Source organism: Leifsonia sp. Ger2509 (genome assembly GCF_055231915.1).
On the sequence record NZ_JBUYVB010000003.1, the window covers coordinates 1,812,731 to 1,827,363 of the forward strand.

19 protein-coding genes are annotated in these 14,633 nt (G+C 66.6%); 4 read left to right on the plus strand and 15 right to left on the minus strand.

The window, feature by feature from the left end; genetic code table 11:
* The first annotated feature begins 65 nt into the window (after window positions 1-65).
* The 4 genes from ACV7NN_RS08900 (at window position 66) to ACV7NN_RS08915 (ending at window position 2,171) form a co-directional block, all read left to right on the plus strand.
* Window positions 66-377 (plus strand): hypothetical protein, encoded by a 312-nt coding sequence (locus ACV7NN_RS08900; RefSeq protein ID WP_463349212.1) that lies wholly within the window; start codon window positions 66-68, stop codon window positions 375-377.
* A 139-nt stretch (window positions 378-516) separates the two neighbouring features.
* Window positions 517-879 carry a hypothetical protein gene (locus tag ACV7NN_RS08905; protein WP_463349213.1) on the plus strand — a complete coding sequence of 121 codons (363 nt, stop codon included), beginning with the start codon at window positions 517-519 and terminating at the stop codon, window positions 877-879.
* A 276-nt stretch (window positions 880-1,155) separates the two neighbouring features.
* Window positions 1,156-1,320: a hypothetical protein gene (locus tag ACV7NN_RS08910; protein WP_463349214.1), complete on the plus strand. Its 165-nt coding sequence runs from the start codon at window positions 1,156-1,158 to the stop codon at window positions 1,318-1,320.
* A 185-nt stretch (window positions 1,321-1,505) separates the two neighbouring features.
* A complete protein-coding gene (locus ACV7NN_RS08915) occupies window positions 1,506-2,171 on the plus strand; it encodes a tyrosine-type recombinase/integrase (protein ID WP_463349215.1) in 666 nt (221 codons plus the stop codon).
* A gap of 373 nt (window positions 2,172-2,544) precedes the next feature.
* Here the strand turns inward: ACV7NN_RS08915 and ACV7NN_RS08920 are convergent, their stop codons facing one another.
* From ACV7NN_RS08920 to ACV7NN_RS08990, 15 genes are all read right to left on the minus strand, one after another.
* The gene (locus tag ACV7NN_RS08920) at window positions 2,545-2,760 is read right to left on the minus strand and encodes a hypothetical protein (RefSeq protein WP_463349216.1); all 216 of its coding nucleotides are present in this window, start codon (window positions 2,758-2,760) and stop codon (window positions 2,545-2,547) included.
* Window positions 2,761-3,025: 265 nt separating this feature from the next.
* Window positions 3,026-3,709, minus strand: coding sequence for a M23 family metallopeptidase (locus ACV7NN_RS08925; protein WP_463349217.1), 684 nt, complete (start codon window positions 3,707-3,709; stop codon window positions 3,026-3,028).
* Window positions 3,710-3,711: 2 nt separating this feature from the next.
* Complete coding sequence (locus ACV7NN_RS08930; protein ID WP_463349218.1) at window positions 3,712-4,818, minus strand: hypothetical protein; 1,107 nt, start codon at window positions 4,816-4,818, stop codon at window positions 3,712-3,714.
* Window positions 4,818-5,813 (minus strand): hypothetical protein, encoded by a 996-nt coding sequence (locus ACV7NN_RS08935; RefSeq protein WP_463349219.1) that lies wholly within the window; start codon window positions 5,811-5,813, stop codon window positions 4,818-4,820. Before ACV7NN_RS08935 ends, ACV7NN_RS08930 begins: the two co-directional genes overlap by 1 nt.
* The gene (locus ACV7NN_RS08940; protein ID WP_463349220.1) at window positions 5,810-7,249 is read right to left on the minus strand and encodes a hypothetical protein; all 1,440 of its coding nucleotides are present in this window, start codon (window positions 7,247-7,249) and stop codon (window positions 5,810-5,812) included. The genes ACV7NN_RS08935 and ACV7NN_RS08940 overlap by 4 nt, the downstream gene beginning before the upstream one ends.
* The gene (locus tag ACV7NN_RS08945) at window positions 7,249-7,770 is read right to left on the minus strand and encodes a hypothetical protein (RefSeq protein WP_463349221.1); all 522 of its coding nucleotides are present in this window, start codon (window positions 7,768-7,770) and stop codon (window positions 7,249-7,251) included. Before ACV7NN_RS08945 ends, ACV7NN_RS08940 begins: the two co-directional genes overlap by 1 nt.
* 26 nt (window positions 7,771-7,796) lie before the next feature.
* Complete coding sequence (locus tag ACV7NN_RS08950) at window positions 7,797-8,219, minus strand: hypothetical protein (RefSeq protein WP_463349222.1); 423 nt, start codon at window positions 8,217-8,219, stop codon at window positions 7,797-7,799.
* 6 nt (window positions 8,220-8,225) lie between these two features.
* Window positions 8,226-8,594: a hypothetical protein gene (locus ACV7NN_RS08955; protein ID WP_463349223.1), complete on the minus strand. Its 369-nt coding sequence runs from the start codon at window positions 8,592-8,594 to the stop codon at window positions 8,226-8,228.
* Window positions 8,594-9,196: a hypothetical protein gene (locus ACV7NN_RS08960; RefSeq protein ID WP_463349224.1), complete on the minus strand. Its 603-nt coding sequence runs from the start codon at window positions 9,194-9,196 to the stop codon at window positions 8,594-8,596. The genes ACV7NN_RS08955 and ACV7NN_RS08960 overlap by 1 nt, the downstream gene beginning before the upstream one ends.
* A 35-nt stretch (window positions 9,197-9,231) precedes the next feature.
* Window positions 9,232-10,935 carry a hypothetical protein gene (locus ACV7NN_RS08965; protein WP_463349225.1) on the minus strand — a complete coding sequence of 568 codons (1,704 nt, stop codon included), beginning with the start codon at window positions 10,933-10,935 and terminating at the stop codon, window positions 9,232-9,234.
* Window positions 10,936-10,940: 5 nt separating this feature from the next.
* Entirely contained in the window at window positions 10,941-11,996 is a 1,056-nt protein-coding gene (locus ACV7NN_RS08970; RefSeq protein WP_463349226.1) for a phage portal protein, read from the minus strand.
* Between the two features lie 31 nt (window positions 11,997-12,027).
* A complete protein-coding gene (locus tag ACV7NN_RS08975) occupies window positions 12,028-12,243 on the minus strand; it encodes a hypothetical protein (protein WP_463349227.1) in 216 nt (71 codons plus the stop codon).
* Window positions 12,240-13,868 (minus strand): hypothetical protein, encoded by a 1,629-nt coding sequence (locus tag ACV7NN_RS08980; RefSeq protein ID WP_463349228.1) that lies wholly within the window; start codon window positions 13,866-13,868, stop codon window positions 12,240-12,242. Before ACV7NN_RS08980 ends, ACV7NN_RS08975 begins: the two co-directional genes overlap by 4 nt.
* A 59-nt stretch (window positions 13,869-13,927) precedes the next feature.
* Window positions 13,928-14,215: an HNH endonuclease gene (locus ACV7NN_RS08985; RefSeq protein ID WP_463349229.1), complete on the minus strand. Its 288-nt coding sequence runs from the start codon at window positions 14,213-14,215 to the stop codon at window positions 13,928-13,930.
* 145 nt (window positions 14,216-14,360) lie between these two features.
* A complete protein-coding gene (locus ACV7NN_RS08990; protein ID WP_463349230.1) occupies window positions 14,361-14,561 on the minus strand; it encodes a hypothetical protein in 201 nt (66 codons plus the stop codon).
* Window positions 14,562-14,633 lie beyond the last annotated feature (72 nt).

Here is a 14,633-nt window from a genome sequence, read left to right on the forward strand (position 1 = left end):
GCCTTCGCCCTGATCACACGCGCACTGATGCGCGACCGTGTCGCAAGCCGTGAGGCAGGCGACCGATGAGCGGGGACTTCGTGGTCAACACGCCGGCGGAAGCGGCAGCGCTGCCCGACGGCCAGTGGGTGACGGATGCGGACGGCAAGGCGTGGTGCATGCTCGACACCCACCTTGGATTCCCGCAACGGATGGCCGGTCACAAGCGCTCGTTGACCAACCTCGACAACTTGGCATATCCGCTCGACCTGGCGGACTTCATTGGCGAGTGCGAGCACAAATGGGGCCACCACGAGCTGGGCCAGTGCTACCGCTGCGGTGTCGTCATTGCCGAGCCTCGCCCACTGTTCTTCGAGGCGATCGAGTTCGACGAATGATGCGCTGCACGCTCTGCTCGCGACGCTTCGAGGCCGGCGCAGATGATCCCGACGCGGCCCTGGAGGATGCCGCCAGGCACGTGCGAGTCAGCCACCGACGCTACGCGAGCGAAGAGCCCGAACTACTGGAGATCGACGCGTGAGCGCCCTGGCGATGTTCGACCTCGACAGCCGGGGCGAGGTCGTGCCGGTGCTGCCCTGCGGGCACCACGTTAACAGCGACGACGGGCCGGCGCACGAGCTGGAATGTCTCGGCGGGGTCTGCCCGTTCTGCCTCGACCCCGCCGGCGCCTATACCGTGTGGCTGCATCACAATCCGCGCGGCTGGGCCGAGGCCGGCTGCTGCGCGTTCCAGGGGCACATGTTCGACGCCGTGGCCGAGTGCATCAGGTGTCGCTCGTACACGTTCGGGCACGACGGATGCCCCAACCTGGCGTGCCCCCTGTCCGCCGGACGGCAGGGCTTTCAGTCCGTTGGAGAAACAGAGTTGCCGGATGAGTAGTACTGGTACCAGAGGCCAGACGCGTCCAGGTTCGCGAGGACGTGCTTTACCGCGTCAAGTCCGTCCGGCACGTCAGCTCCCTGGCCAAGCAAGACCGAATATTTCACGACACACACGGTCGGGTCAACCGTGACGTTCCAATCGTGATCCGCGGTCGCCGACACTCCGCCCGCTGTCAGAGCGAGTGCGTCGTCGAGGTCTGCTCGCTTCACCCAAACCAGCACATCCATTGTCTGAATCACCCTCAAACCATACTCAACACGAACGGGAGCATTCATGGGCACCATCAAGCAGGTTATTGCGCGGACCGATATCGACGGCGTCGAGGGCATCGACCAGCCCCAAGCCGTGCCCGTGACCGAGTGTGAAACGTGCGGCGCGATCGTCCGCGACGATGCCCTGCATCAGTCGTGGCATGCGCCGGTCGTCGATACCCCCTAACGGGGCATGGCGACCGTGCCGATAGTCGGGAGGGAAATATGAACGTACTCTCAGACTCCTGGACCAAAGCAATTCATGATTACCTCACAGCACAACGCGCCGCCGGTGCACCCTCGACGACCTGCAACACGAGGCGGCAGCACCTCCAGCACCTCGCCCGCCGGATCGGCGTCGAGCCCTGGCAGGTGACCGGCGACCAGCTCGTGATCTACGCCGGCGAGCAGGAATGGAAACCGGAGACCCGACGCGGCCGGCGCACCACGATGCGATCGTTCTACGGCTGGGCGTCCACGGTCGGCCGCGTCGAAGCGAACGTGGGTCTGGCGCTGCCCCGGGTGGCACCGTCGCAGCCGCGGCCGCGGCCAACCCCGGAACGCGTCTACGAGCAGGCACTGGCGCACGCTGACGACCGGCTCAAGCTGATTCTGCGGCTCGCGCACGACGCCGGGCTGCGCCGCGCCGAGATCGCACAGATACACTCCCGCGACCTGTTCGAGGATTTGCACGGCTGGTCCCTGCGGGTCAACGGCAAGGGCTCGAAACAGCGCACCGTACCGCTGACGCCACGGCTTGCGCTGGAGCTGCGCACCCTGCCTGATGGGTGGGCGTTCCCGGGGTCGGACGGCGGGCACCTGTCGCCGCGCTGGGTCGGCAAGCTGGCCACCGTGGTGCTGCCCGACGAGTGGACGCTGCACACCCTGCGGCATTCGTTCGGCACCCGCACCTATCGGCACAGTGACGTTTTCGTGGTGCAGGCGCTGCTCGGCCACGCGTCGCCGGCGACGACGAAACTCTATGTCGAGGTGGCAGACGACTCACTACGCCGGGCTGTGCTCGCGGCCGCTGGCTGATACCCACAAAAGCCTCGCCCAAGTTGGGTGAGGCTTTTGTTGTATTCCCTGCGTCATTAACGCCCAGGGCGAACAGGGGCCGTTTCCGGAACCTTCTCTCGTCATACTCAAATTGTGAAGATTAATCGCATTTTGAGAGGAGGGACGTCATCACCTTACCCCAGGACGACTGGTTTGGTCGACGCAAAAAACGCGGCCGCATCCGTCATGGCGCTATTGGAGCAATCTGCCCCAACTGCCCGGAAGCGACGGACATGATCTACAACGCGCGCACACAACGATTCGTGTGCTCGTGCGGGGACTACTCCGAACCGCGCTAGTCGCGCATCCCATCAACGCTGGCCCCCACATCACTACGTGGGGGCCAGTCTCGTTAGCGGGCGTTCGCTCCCGCGGTCCCGCCGATCGCCGCAACGCAGGCGGCGGCGACCGCTCCGGCGATGATCGACGCTTGCGGGCCGAATACCTGCGTGCCGGCGATCACGCCCGCCGCTGCGCCCACAGGGGCCGCGACAGCATAGATGACCTGGCGAGCCTTGAGCGGCAGCAGAGGCTTGGGTGTGATGGTGTCCGTGTCCGTGGTGGTCATGGTGTTGTTTCCTTCCGTGGGTAGGTGTCCTCGAAGAGGCCGTGCGGGGCCTCGGGTGGTGGCGGCGGGTCTTGCCTGTAAATGTGGTCAACGAGCTGCCGGCACCACAGCCAGAGCAGCCGATTGTCGCGCTCGGTTCGGGCGACCCGCGCCTCTAGATGTTCCTGGCGGTTCTCTCGACGGGCGCGGACAGCCTGCCACGTGGCGAGGGCTGCAGCGATAATGGCCGCGACCGCTCCAACGATCGCGACCCACACCCCATCGCTCACTTCTGGCGCGCGGTGATCGCCGCCAGCTTGTCCCAGATCAGATTGTCGGACAGCTCGATCATCTCGGCCTGTTTGGCGAGGCCGACCGCCTCGATGGCGCGCACCTCGTCCATGTTGACGAGCGGGGTGAGTTTGCCCTCGGGGCTGACGTAGCCGATCGTGCTGTCTTTCTTGTGGATGAACTTGCCCATCTCGGTCTCTCCTATCGGGGTGGCCCCGCCGGCGGCGGGGATGCTTGCGGGTGCGGTCTGCGACCGCATGAGTGCGTCGAAGTCGACGTTGCCGACGTTGCCGTAGTCGTGGCTGTGGTTTCGTCTGAACGAGATGTGAAGGTGCGGCCCGTAACCGTCGTTGTTTGGCTTGCCGGACTCGGATCCGGATGCGCCGCTGACGGCGATCTTCTGCCCCTGCTTGACCCGATCGCCGGCCGAGACGCTAAGCGCGTTCAAGTGCAGGTAATCGGCCCCGCTGCCGTCGTCGTGGTCGATGTGGATTCGGCGCCCTCCGGAACCGTCCGGCGCCCCGTAGGCGTCCGTCACGACCCCGGCAGCGACCGACACTACGGTGGTGCCCTTCGGTGCCTTGTAGTCGGTGCCAGGGTTGACCGAGTGGCGCTCGACGTGATCGTCGAAGCTGTCCGAGACGGCTCGGACGATGGTGGGGTAAACGTATGCAGTCATGGTCACATCCAGTTCGCTTGGGGAAGGCTGATCGTCATGCGGTCGTCGGGGAATGACCAGGTGATCCGGCGGGCGATGCCGGACAGGGTGCCCTCGGGAAGGATGACGTTGACGGGGTCGCCGGTCTGCACGCCGATCGCGGTTGCGTTGGTGCCGGAGGCGAGCGGCACGGTTATCTCGGCGTTGATGACGATGGTCTGGGCGCGGGCGAGCGCTGCGGTGGCACCGTTCACGCCGGGGTCGGGTGTGCTGAAATCCTGCACGAGGGTCTTGTGGTAGCTGCCGGCGGCGGGCTTGGCGGTGTAGGTCTTGAGCCGGTTGGTGTTGGTCGCGGCGTCGTTCCACCGGTACCGATAGACCACGGCATCACCCCAGTACTGCGAATCGGTGTCGATGGTCATCGACGCGTCGATGATGTCGGAGTTGTACTGGAATGTGTGCAGGTAGCCTGCCCCGTTCCCGGCCGCGCGCTGGGCGGCGGTGATCAGGGCGTATTGGGCGGCGGTCGGCGGGAACGGGGCAGGGTCGAACGTGGGACCGTTCTCGAGGATCGGATAGAGCACCCACCCCTTGGCCGTGATCAGCGGGTTGATCCAGTCGTCGAGCGTCTGCCCGACTGAGAGGGTGGACGCGGGCGTTGCGGCCGTCGAGGCGTCCGGGCCGAAGAACAGCAGCGCGGGCTCCCCGGCGAAGGCCAGCGCATCGTTCACGAGCCCGTCGATGCGTTTCGTGCCGGGTACGTAGTCGGTGGTCTCCGCGCGGGCGAACTGCTGCAGCTTGAACTCGGTGGAGGCTACATCCAGCGTCAGCGAGTCGTCGGTGCCGTAGTTGCGGGTGTAGTTGCGCACGACCAGCGGCACATAGAGCAGTGACTGGGACTGGGTGCCGTCGTTGTTGCCCTGCACGTCGAAGGACCACACGGCGACGCCGATCACCGGGTAGGTGCGCGGGTCGAGGGTGGCGAGCTGGGCGGCGCTCGGCGGCGGGATGGTGATGCTGCCCTGGTAGTAGGGCATCCACCCCTCGTCGGCGGTCACGTTCATCCGGATGATGTCGAACGTGGTCGTCTTATCGGGCAGCCACATCTTGGCGATGATCTGGCGGCCCATCAGAGTTCCGCCTGCTCGACCACGGCGAAGCTGACCAGCCACGCGTCGCGGGTGTCTGGGTCGAGCGCGACCCGCACCTGGCCACCGCCGAGCGCGAACGGCATGTTGATCCACGGCCGGTCGGTGTCAGCCAGCAGCCAGTAGGTCGCGATGCTCAGCATTTGGCGCAGCGTGTTCACTGCGGCGTCGGACTTGACGAGGAACGTGAGGTCACCGGCGCGCGCCCCGAGCGGGTGCAAGGTGACCCACGGGAAACCATCCCCGGGTATCGGGTTGAGGGTGTTCCCGATCGGTGCCGACAGGTCGTAGCCGGTCATCAGGTCCGGGGTGAAGATGTCGGCCGGGTCGTAGTGGCCCTTCGATGAGGTCGAGGCGTCCGCCGTACCGGCCCACGTGTAGATCGCGTTCGGTGGAACGTTCGCGGTGGTCCCATCAAAGTACGTGTCCAGAACGATCCCGGGCGCTTCGAACAGCAGTGCGGTGCCGTCTAGCACGGAGCCGACCGTCTGCGGCACGCCCGAGCGGGCGCGGATGATGGCGTACTGCGCACCTGCCGGCACGAGCTGGTTGATCACTGCGACGCGCCCCCACTGCGACGCACTGATCGTCGTGTTAGCGCCGACGAACGCCGACCCGATCAGTACATCGGCCGAGGTGTAGAACTCGACCACAAGCTTCGCTTGCGTCATCGCCAGAGTGTTGCGGATATACATGGAGGCGGTGAATCCGCGGCCGATCAGGTTGGACACCTGGAACTCTTTGCCCGCGCCGTAGATGATGTCACCGTAGTTGGTGGAGGCGACCGTCCACGTCTGGCGCTGGTAGGTCGTCACGCCGGCGACGGGGCCGCTGCCCGTCTGCGAAGACGCTGCGGACGTTCCGCCCGCGCCCGCGTAGACCGTCCAGCCAGTTGCCGTCCGGCGGGCCGGGTTGGTGACCCGGTTGATGCGATCGGTGACGGTGGTGCGCGGGTTGCGGGTGATGGTGGTTGTCAATTGATGGCCCTACCTGATCGGGGATCGACGAGACGAACGGGGACAGTGACGTTGGTCTGCGCCCGGATCGCGCGCTGCAGCGCCGAGTCGTCGATGCGCCAGGTGGCGACGATCTCAGGTCCGGCGATGTTGTGCGGGATGTTGTTCTGGAAGTTGTTGGCGTAGGTCTGCCCGTTGCCGGCACCGGCCTTCGCCCAGATGTCGTTCAGCTCGGCCTGCTGCTGCGGTGAGGCCTGTTTGTACCCGGCGAGCTGCGCGGCCGCGGTCTCCTGCCCTTCGGACTCCAGAAACCCTTTGGCGGCGTCGGAGAGGCCACTGGAGGCGAGGTTGGTCTGGTAGTCCTCCAGCGCCTTCTGCTTGGCCTGCATCGCTTTGATGTACTTGGAGACGTCGAGAAGCTGCCGCTCTTGGTTGATGTAGTCGTCAGCGTTGCCGGCGGTGTCGGAGTAGGCCTTGCCGATCTGCGCGACCAGCTCTTTCTTGCGCTCCATCTCGGGAGCGCCCGACTCGGCGTAGAGTTCGTCGGCCTTCGCTGCGGCGTCGGCCTTCGCGGCGGCCTGGTCGAGGATGTCGACGAGGTCTTTCTGCGCCCCGGCCTGCTTGGCGAGATCGTCGATGACGCCGGGGACGATGTCCGCGTTCGACTGGGCTTGAATCTGCTGCTCGCGCAGCGACTGCAGGTGCTCATGCTGGGCAAGGGTCAGCTCGCGCAACTGCTGGGCGTTGCCTGAGTAGGCTTGCGCGACATCCTCGAAGGTGTTCCCGGATCGCTTGCTGAGCTCGGAGAGCTTCTGCAGGGTGACCCCGGATGTGTCGCCGGTGGTGGCCAGTTTCTTGAGCGCATCGACGATGTGATCGATTGACACCTGCCCGCTGTCGCCGGCGTCGATGAGCGCCTGGGTGAGGTCGGCCACATCCTGTTTGAACTGCTGGCTGGTCTCGTCGCCCTTCTGCAGGGCACCGTTGACCAGACCGATAGCGAGCGCGCCGGCTGCACCGATGGCGAGCCCGACCGGGCCGAGCGAGCCGACGAGTCCGCCGAGGGTGCCCTGGATGCCATCGACGAATGACTGTGCCGACCCGTCGAAGCTGGAGAAGGTCTCGGCGGCGTTCTGCTTCGCCTCGTTACCGATCTCGTGGATGGCCTCCCGGTTGAGCTTCGTCTTCTCCCGGGTGGACAGCTCGAAGTCGCTCGTGCTCTGACTGTTGGCCTGCCGCTGGGTCCGGGCGAGCTGCTGGAACGCGTCGCCGGTCTCCTTGGTCTCGCGCTGCGCATCGCGCATCGACTCTTCGAGCTTCGCCCCCGACTTGCTGCCATCGGTGGCGAGTTCGTCGAGGGAGGATGCGACCGAGTCGAAGCCCTTCGCCAGGTCACCGGTGCTCTTGACCGCGTCGCGGGTATCGACCGCGATAGGGATGTTCACGCCGGCGGACATCAGGGCTTCCCTTCGAATGCTTCATAGATCGTGCGGACGGTGGTCTGTACCCACAGGGCGGCGAACCGCGGGATGAGGTTGGCGGCTGTCGGGTAGACGACCCAGCCAGTGCGGGACCGGGGCGGGAGCTGCCGTTTGGTGTTGCGGGTGACTGTGTAGGGTCGGCCCTTCGAGCTGCGAGCGTTGTAGGTCGTCTTCCGGGTGTCGCCGCGGTCGGCTCCGAACTCCAGCGCCGACCACTGCCTTTTCGGATTCAGACCGCCGGAGAGCGGCTTGCCGACTGTGGCCGACTTGAGGGTGACGTTCGTGTTACTGACCGCGACCCGGGCCGTGTCAGCGAGGGTCCGAATCTGCACCCTGCTCAGCGCGTGCTCGGTGAGGCCCTTCTGCCATTCGGGCAGCAGCTCCGACTTGGTGTACTTCCGGATGTTGGCCGAGAGGGTCTTATCCATGACTTTCAACGCCTGCACTGTCGCACGCAGCGCGGTCGAGGATTTGGTGCTGATCTTCAGCAGCGGCATGGTGTCGACCCTCTCGGCCCGCGGGGTTACGGTGCCGGGACGATGACCGGGCGACCGTTGACCGGCAGGGACACCGACGAGGTCGCCACCGCGCCGCCCGCGCCGCCGATCGCACCGGGGACGATGACGACATCCGCGGTGACGGTCGGGCTGTCCACGTTTTCGTCGGCCTCCGGAAGGAACGTCATCGGCACCACTTCGCCTTCGTGCTCGTGAAGGTACTGGGCGAGGCTGCCGGGCGTGGTCCAGTCCTGCGCGAAGTCGAGCGCGCAGACCCACGTCGCCGGGGTCGAGAAGTTCTGGATCGCGGTCGGGGTGAGGCCCTTGAAGACGACCTGGTTGGTGGTCGGGGTGAATGCCACCGAGGACACGGCATCCTCGAAGGATGATCCGTCGATTTCGACGGTGGCGTTCTGGAGGAACAGCGCTTTGTTGAGGATCTTGGCCATGAGGGGTTAGCTCTCTTTCTCTGCGAGGATGGATGTTTCGATGTCGTAGGCGAGGTACGCGCCGGCGGTCACCTTGGTTGCCTTGGTCGGCTTGATGCGGGGGCTGATCGATTCGAGGACTTCCCAGAGCGTCTGCACGTCGTCGTCCAGGGCGATCTCGGCCCGCTCGAAGTCGCTCAGCGGGCTGATCAGTGCGATGACGTAGGTGTAGGTGTAGGAGCCCTTCGGCGCTTCGGGCGTGTTCACGATCTCGTCCTGCTTGAGCTTGATCGTGACGGCGTCGAGCTTGTCGGTGTTGCGCTGTGACGGCACAACGCGCCACGTGGTCGGGATGGCCGCGGTGAGCAAGGCCTCGAGGTCGGATCGCACGGACATCAGAGAGCCACCGGGACGCCACGGCGCGGCCGCAGTACCTGTTTGATCATCCAGTCGAGCGGGTAGGGCCTGATCATGAAACTGTCCTCACCGATGCCACCGTTCGACGGGTCGACCAGCGCCGCGTTCCACAGGTTCCGGGCCTGCATCAGTTGCCCGGTCTTATAGTTCCCCGGCACCGGGGCATCCTCGGCCAGCGCGGGCGCGAAGTCGAGCACCTGTCCCTTGGCACCCTGCAGCAGCTCGTACAGCTTGAGGTCGGCGCGTGGTGCGTCCGCCCAGTCGTCGCGGGCGGCGTCGAGGGTGTACCAACCGTCTTCAAACGCATCGACGACGACCGGGAACGCGGCGACGAGCTGGCGCGCACCGGCGGTGTTGGTCAGGGTCAGTCGCACCCGCCACAGCCCGGCCGGGGTCAGCTCGACCTCGGCCGGCCACGCGATGCTGATCTGGTCCAGCTCGGAATCGATCGTCGCGACCATCGGGGTCTCGCTGCCTTCCGGGGACAGCAGCAGCGCCTCGGCGGCGGTGAACGGCCCAAGGTCTAGGGCAGGCTCGACGATGAGCGGCTGCGCTGGCGCGTCGCCTTCGTAGAATCCCATGATCGTGCCTGCCCTATCCCTTGAGTGTCCGGTGGTTACGCGTCGGCTTCGCCGATGATGACGAGCGCCTGCGCGTAGTCGGCCATGAACTGCGTGTAGCCGATGTTCGCCCGGTCGACGCCGCCGTGGGCGATGTCGATCGCGTCGAGCTGGAGCGGCGACGCACCGGGCAGCTCGTTGACGTGCGCAGCGTCCTTCGCGCCGACGAGCACGGCTGACGTGTCCTCGATGCCGAGATCGCCACGGACCACATGCACCTTGCCGTCTGCGGTGCCCGACTGGTCGGTGATGCCGAAATCGACGCTGAGCCACTGCGGCAGCGCATCCTTGGGCGCGTAGATGATCTCCTTCCACGCGGCCGCGTTCGCGATGGCGAACGTGGGCGTGTCGTCGATCGGGTCGGCACTGATCGCGTCGACACCCTGGATGAGCTGCTTGATGGCGGTCGGGTAGTCGCGGACATCCGGCAGCGTCGGGTAGACATCCGGGGCGACGAGCGTTGCCGAGCCGACGAGCTGGGCGCAGGTCCACTTGTCGGTGACGCGGGCGTAGCTGTTGGTCACGAGGCGCAGGAACGCGGCGATGACTTCCTCATTGCCGGGGATGTCGAAGAACTCCCGGGCGATGTCGGCCGCCCAGCCCCAGCGCTGGAACACGGACGCCACGAGCGCGGTGGTGCCGCCCGACGAGGGCACGTCCGCCTTGTTACCGTTCCACGGCTGCACCGGCTCGGTGCCGGCAGAGACGGTGAAACCCTTCTCATCGATCGCGACGATGTTGCCCTGCCCGATCAGCGGCATGTAGCGCCGGTTGTAGGTGCGCTGCTTCCACACCTCACCGAGCCAGTTGGGCTGGAGCACACCGGCGACCGGCAGCGCACCGGCACCGGTCACCTTGATGTCGGTCAGCGCGGCCAGCATGGTCTCGGCCTCGCTGTCGCCACGCTTGGCGCGGGTGATGAGCGAGAACACGTCACGTGCGCTCTGCTCGTCGATGAGCCCGGCCGGGGTGACCAGGTTGGCCGCGGATGCGGCCAGAGTGCTTGGAACGGTTGCAGCGCCCACGGTGGTGTCCTCCTGTGTGTTGGTGGCCTGAGGGTCAGGCTCGGTGATTTCCGTCACGGTGACGGTGGTTCGGGTCACGCGCTTCTTGCCGCTCCCGAGGTCTTCGACCTTCTCTGTGGTCTCGGTCGAGTCCGACCATTCGGAGCCGTCGCTGCCGGTCGTGGTGTAGCTCGACGTGCTCGACGACTCGGCCGGCACCTCGACCCCGTCGACCTCGACCGAGCCATCGGCGGGTGCCACAGCGAACAGCGCCGCGGTCTCGAACGCGCCTTCGCTGCAGAGCGCCGCGCCAGTGATGAGCCCGGCGACGGCCTTCGTCCTGTCGACGGTGTCGCGGACGATGCCGCGCAGCTCGGCCGACAGCTTCTTGAGCTTCCCGGCCGGATACTGGCTGGACAGGTACTCGTCGCCTTCGGGCGTCCGGGCGATCGCGAACTCGGCGTAGACGCCCTCGCGGCGCTTCTCCAGGTGGGTCGCCCGGCCGATCGGCCCGAACTGGTCGTGCTCCACGTTCAGGGTGACCACGGACGGGTCGGCGGGCAGCTCGACCGCGTCCGCCGAGAAGTACACCGGCTCGGTCTTGGACATGGACAGTTTCGAGGTCTCCCCGAACGGGAGCAGGATGCCGCGCACGATCCGCGCATCGACATCGACAGTGAAAGCGCCGAGTTCCATTGGTGTTAGTCCTCCTCTGCCGGCCCGGTGGGCTCGGCTTGACTGGTCAGTAGGTCGGTGAAGTCGAAGCGCACACGCTGGCCGCGCGGCACCACGTTGTCGAGCGACAGCGCCTGCTCGATGGGATTGGCCCAGTACGGCACCGTGTAGTCGAACAGCTCGTTGCGGTGGCCCTCTTGGGTCGAGTAGGTCAGCGACGCCTGGGCCACGCTGCCGTCGAGCATCGCAGTGGGCATGTTGAAGTAGTTGGCGAAGTCGATCCGCAACGCGTTGCGGCCGTTCTCGAACAGGCTCGTCTCGGCCGTCGCCTGCGCGAACTCGGCATCCATCGAGTAGGGCAGGAACATCACGCCGCCGTCGAGGTTGCGGCGGGCCTCAGCGACCGCCAGCACGTAGGGCTTCGCCTCGTCGACCGTCATGCCGTTGTCTTCCTTCTCCTTGAGAAGGATCGGCGGGATGGGGTTGCGCACCCGCTGCGCCCACGCCCGGTCCATCGCCCGGGCGGCGCGGATCGTCTCGGCCGCGGCGAGCAGCAGGCCGGGGCCGGGGCCGGGGATGTAGACCACGTCGTTCTCGTCGACCTGCTCATCGTTGACGAGGATGTAGCCGTCCGCGTCGACCCGCCACGTGTCATAGGGCACGTTGACCGCATCGAGAATCTGCCCGGCGGTGCCGCGCTTGACCGCGAGCAGGCTCGCCTCGTTGAACGCGATGTCATCGAGCATCTGGCAGTTGCGCAGGTACGGCGACACTCCGGTGTCGGAGCGGTAGAGCCAGGTCGGCTGGGTGGCCAGCGGGCCGGTGGCGTCATAGGCGCGCAGCGGCCGGGAGGCGATCAGCGAGTGCAGCACGGCGCGGGCCTTCGCGATCGACGGCACGCGCAGCGCCTCGAGTCGGGTCAGCGGCAGCCGGTCAGTGTCGAGCCCGAACAGCTCGCCGGTGAGGATCTGTGCCAGCTCACTGTCGGCCCACGGTGAGGCAACAGCCTTGGGTCGCACGAACGGCACAACGTTCGACGCGGCGACCTGCTGCGCCAACTTGAACCCGCCGAGAATTCCCATGAGTTAGATGCTCAGGGCTCGATCCGGACATTTACGGCGTCGGTATCAATTCCCGGTCGCGTTTGGCGTGTCGCGCCCGCCGGCGGTCGCGGCTGTTGCGGAGCTGCTGCGTGCCGTGGAAGGTCTCTTCGTGGGCGATCGCCTGGGTTTCGGCGGCGTCCTTCGACAGGGCAATGCCGCGCCAGAACGGGCAGAGATGGCAGCCATACACGAACGTCTCGTGCGACCCGTCTACGAATGCGCTCATGCTGCAACCACCACTGCCGTCGTCCGTTCTCGTGTCTTGCCTGCGTGGTACTGGTCCCAGTTCCGCAGCGCCAGGGTGGCCGCGACGAGCGGGCAGATGTCGCCGCCGTCGAGCGGCTTACCCCACAGCCAGATGCCTTTGTCGCCGCGGACCTCGCGCTGCGTGGCGATCATCGCGGCCGAGTTCAGCGAAGCGTCGTCGAAGTGCTGCAGGGTGCCGCGTTCGAGGTCGCGCAGGAACTGCACACAGCCGGCGGCGATGTCGCCGTAGACGAGTTTCTGCAGCCGCGGCCGCGGTCGCAGCGCCAGCGCCTCGGTCACCGTGGCGGTGCTCTCCGCGAACGAGTCGTAGGCGAGCGTCGACCCGGGGTAGCCGCGGGACAGGTCACGCATCCGGGCGGGCATCCACCGGGTACCCTGCCGGTGCTCGATGACCTCGATGCACGCGGTGCCGGACTCGTCGCGCCATGCGGCGACGATCGCGGCCGACGACCCGCGCGGGGCGATGTCGAACCCGAACGCGACGCGGCGCGGCTTCGCCTGCATCGGTGCGATCGCGTCGTTCCACCATCCGGCGGGGATGGCGCTCGTGCCGTAGGCCTCCGGCCACATGGACAGGTACTCGCGCGCCCACTGCGGCTTCGGCAGCTTCTTGGATCGGTAGTTCTTCAGCATCTTCTCGATCGTGGTCAGGGTGCCGATGCCCGGGTGCACAGCGCGCAGCAGCTCCATCGCTGCGTCCTCGTCCTCGACCTGCGCCCACTCGACGCCTTCGGGTGCGCAGTAGTCGACGCCGCCGATGGTCGGGTCGGCCTCACGGATGCGGCTAACCGAATCCCAGAACGGACCCACGCGGGCTTCGCCGGCGGTGCCGGACAGGCACAGGGCGGCGTTCGGTTTGGTGTCCATCAGCGGCAGCAGACCGGCGACCAGGTCGCCGCCGGCGTCCACCGGGATTTCCTGCGCCTCATCGATCCACGCGAAGTCGGCAGCCTCGCCGCGGTAGGCCTCGGCGTCCGGCTTGAACACGAGCATCGTCGAACCGTTCTCGAAGTAGATGCCCTTGCCGACCTCGCCCATCATGATCTTGAACCCGCGGCGGGTGTCGGTCTCGTCCTCGACCGGCAGCACGTCCTCACCGAACAGGGCGATCGCCTGCTGCCGTTTCTTCGGCACCGGGCGGTGGCCGCGCAGCCACGGCGGCAGGTCGAGGTCGTCGGGCGGGTTGACGGTGTCCAGTCGGCGCTTCCACTCACGCAGCCGAGCGGTGCCCTTCACCCCGTTCTGCGCCGAGAAGGTGACCTGGTAGCCGGGCCTGCACTTCATCCGGCCGAGCACGAGACAGAAGATGCTCGTGGTCTTCGACGCGCGGCGCACGATCTCCACCACATACTCGTCGTAGGGCGCGTTCAGGGCGTCCGCGACGATGAGCTGCTGCGGCTGCAGCGGGTAGCGCGGCGGGGTCATCGCCTGCAGCCGCTGCAGCTCGTCGGCGTCGTCGAGGTCGACCAGCTCATAGCCCATCAGACGAGCCCCCACGAGGAACTCGACGCGAAGGGAGGGCGTCTCGTCGAGGGTGCCGGCGAACGTTGGCGGAAGCGCGCGCGCCCGAATCGAATCCCACAAATCGAGAGAGAATTTCGTGCTGCTATCTAGCGGGGGTATGGACGCCTCGCTCAAAAAACTCACCACGAGCGGCGCCCGACGTTGCGCCGAGAGCGGGAGGCGTTGACGATCCGGGCACCGAGCTTACCGCCGGCCGACAGGTTGCATCGAGTGTGAGCTGGGCCGGTGTTCGCGATGGTGGGCCTGCCACCGTTCGCTGCGTCCTGGCGATGCCCGACCTGCCACGCGTCGGTGGGCAGCACCGGCCGTCCGCAGTTCACGCAGGGTGCAGGCAGTTGCGCCTTGATGATGGCACGCAGCTTGGGCGCGTGGGTCGACCACTGCTGCGCCCGGTGGTGGCGGCTCACCGTCGACCCGCCCGCTCCGCATGCAGCGCGTCGGATGCCGCCCGCTCGACCTTGATCAGAGCGGAGCGCAGCGCGACACCGTCATCGTCTGCGAGGAACCAAGGCGTGTTGTGATAGCGAGCGAGCGCTATCAGCTCGTCGTCGTCTAGAAGCTGGGCGCTGCTGCCGCTGCTGCGATCACGAGACCCGCGATGAAGTTCGCCACCGTCGCCACTGCCACCACGCCCGTCGTCGCCACGATCCAGCCGAGCAGCACGCGCACCTTCTGCTCGTGGGTCTTGCGCTCCCACTTGGTCTGAGCCCGCGGCTTGTCCCAGTTCTCCAGCTCGTAGTTGTTGGTCGGCATCGCGGGCGATCCTCTCACTGCGCTTGATCCGGAGCCAGACGACCCCGAGGGTAAGCCACAGGATAGCGCCCA

Coding starts and splice junctions, on each gene's coding strand:
- ACV7NN_RS08900 (WP_463349212.1), top strand. CDS start 66: ATGAGCGGGGACTTCGTGGTCAACACGCCGGCGGAAGCGGCAGCGCTG.
- ACV7NN_RS08910 (WP_463349214.1), top strand. CDS start 1,156: ATGGGCACCATCAAGCAGGTTATTGCGCGGACCGATATCGACGGCGTC.
- ACV7NN_RS08920 (WP_463349216.1), bottom strand. CDS start 2,760: ATGACCACCACGGACACGGACACCATCACACCCAAGCCTCTGCTGCCG.
- ACV7NN_RS08925 (WP_463349217.1), bottom strand. CDS start 3,709: ATGACTGCATACGTTTACCCCACCATCGTCCGAGCCGTCTCGGACAGC.
- ACV7NN_RS08930 (WP_463349218.1), bottom strand. CDS start 4,818: ATGGGCCGCCAGATCATCGCCAAGATGTGGCTGCCCGATAAGACGACC.
- ACV7NN_RS08940 (WP_463349220.1), bottom strand. CDS start 7,249: ATGTCCGCCGGCGTGAACATCCCTATCGCGGTCGATACCCGCGACGCG.
- ACV7NN_RS08945 (WP_463349221.1), bottom strand. CDS start 7,770: ATGCCGCTGCTGAAGATCAGCACCAAATCCTCGACCGCGCTGCGTGCG.
- ACV7NN_RS08950 (WP_463349222.1), bottom strand. CDS start 8,219: ATGGCCAAGATCCTCAACAAAGCGCTGTTCCTCCAGAACGCCACCGTC.
- ACV7NN_RS08955 (WP_463349223.1), bottom strand. CDS start 8,594: ATGTCCGTGCGATCCGACCTCGAGGCCTTGCTCACCGCGGCCATCCCG.
- ACV7NN_RS08960 (WP_463349224.1), bottom strand. CDS start 9,196: ATGGGATTCTACGAAGGCGACGCGCCAGCGCAGCCGCTCATCGTCGAG.
- ACV7NN_RS08965 (WP_463349225.1), bottom strand. CDS start 10,935: ATGGAACTCGGCGCTTTCACTGTCGATGTCGATGCGCGGATCGTGCGC.
- ACV7NN_RS08970 (WP_463349226.1), bottom strand. CDS start 11,996: ATGGGAATTCTCGGCGGGTTCAAGTTGGCGCAGCAGGTCGCCGCGTCG.
- ACV7NN_RS08975 (WP_463349227.1), bottom strand. CDS start 12,243: ATGAGCGCATTCGTAGACGGGTCGCACGAGACGTTCGTGTATGGCTGC.
- ACV7NN_RS08990 (WP_463349230.1), bottom strand. CDS start 14,561: ATGCCGACCAACAACTACGAGCTGGAGAACTGGGACAAGCCGCGGGCT.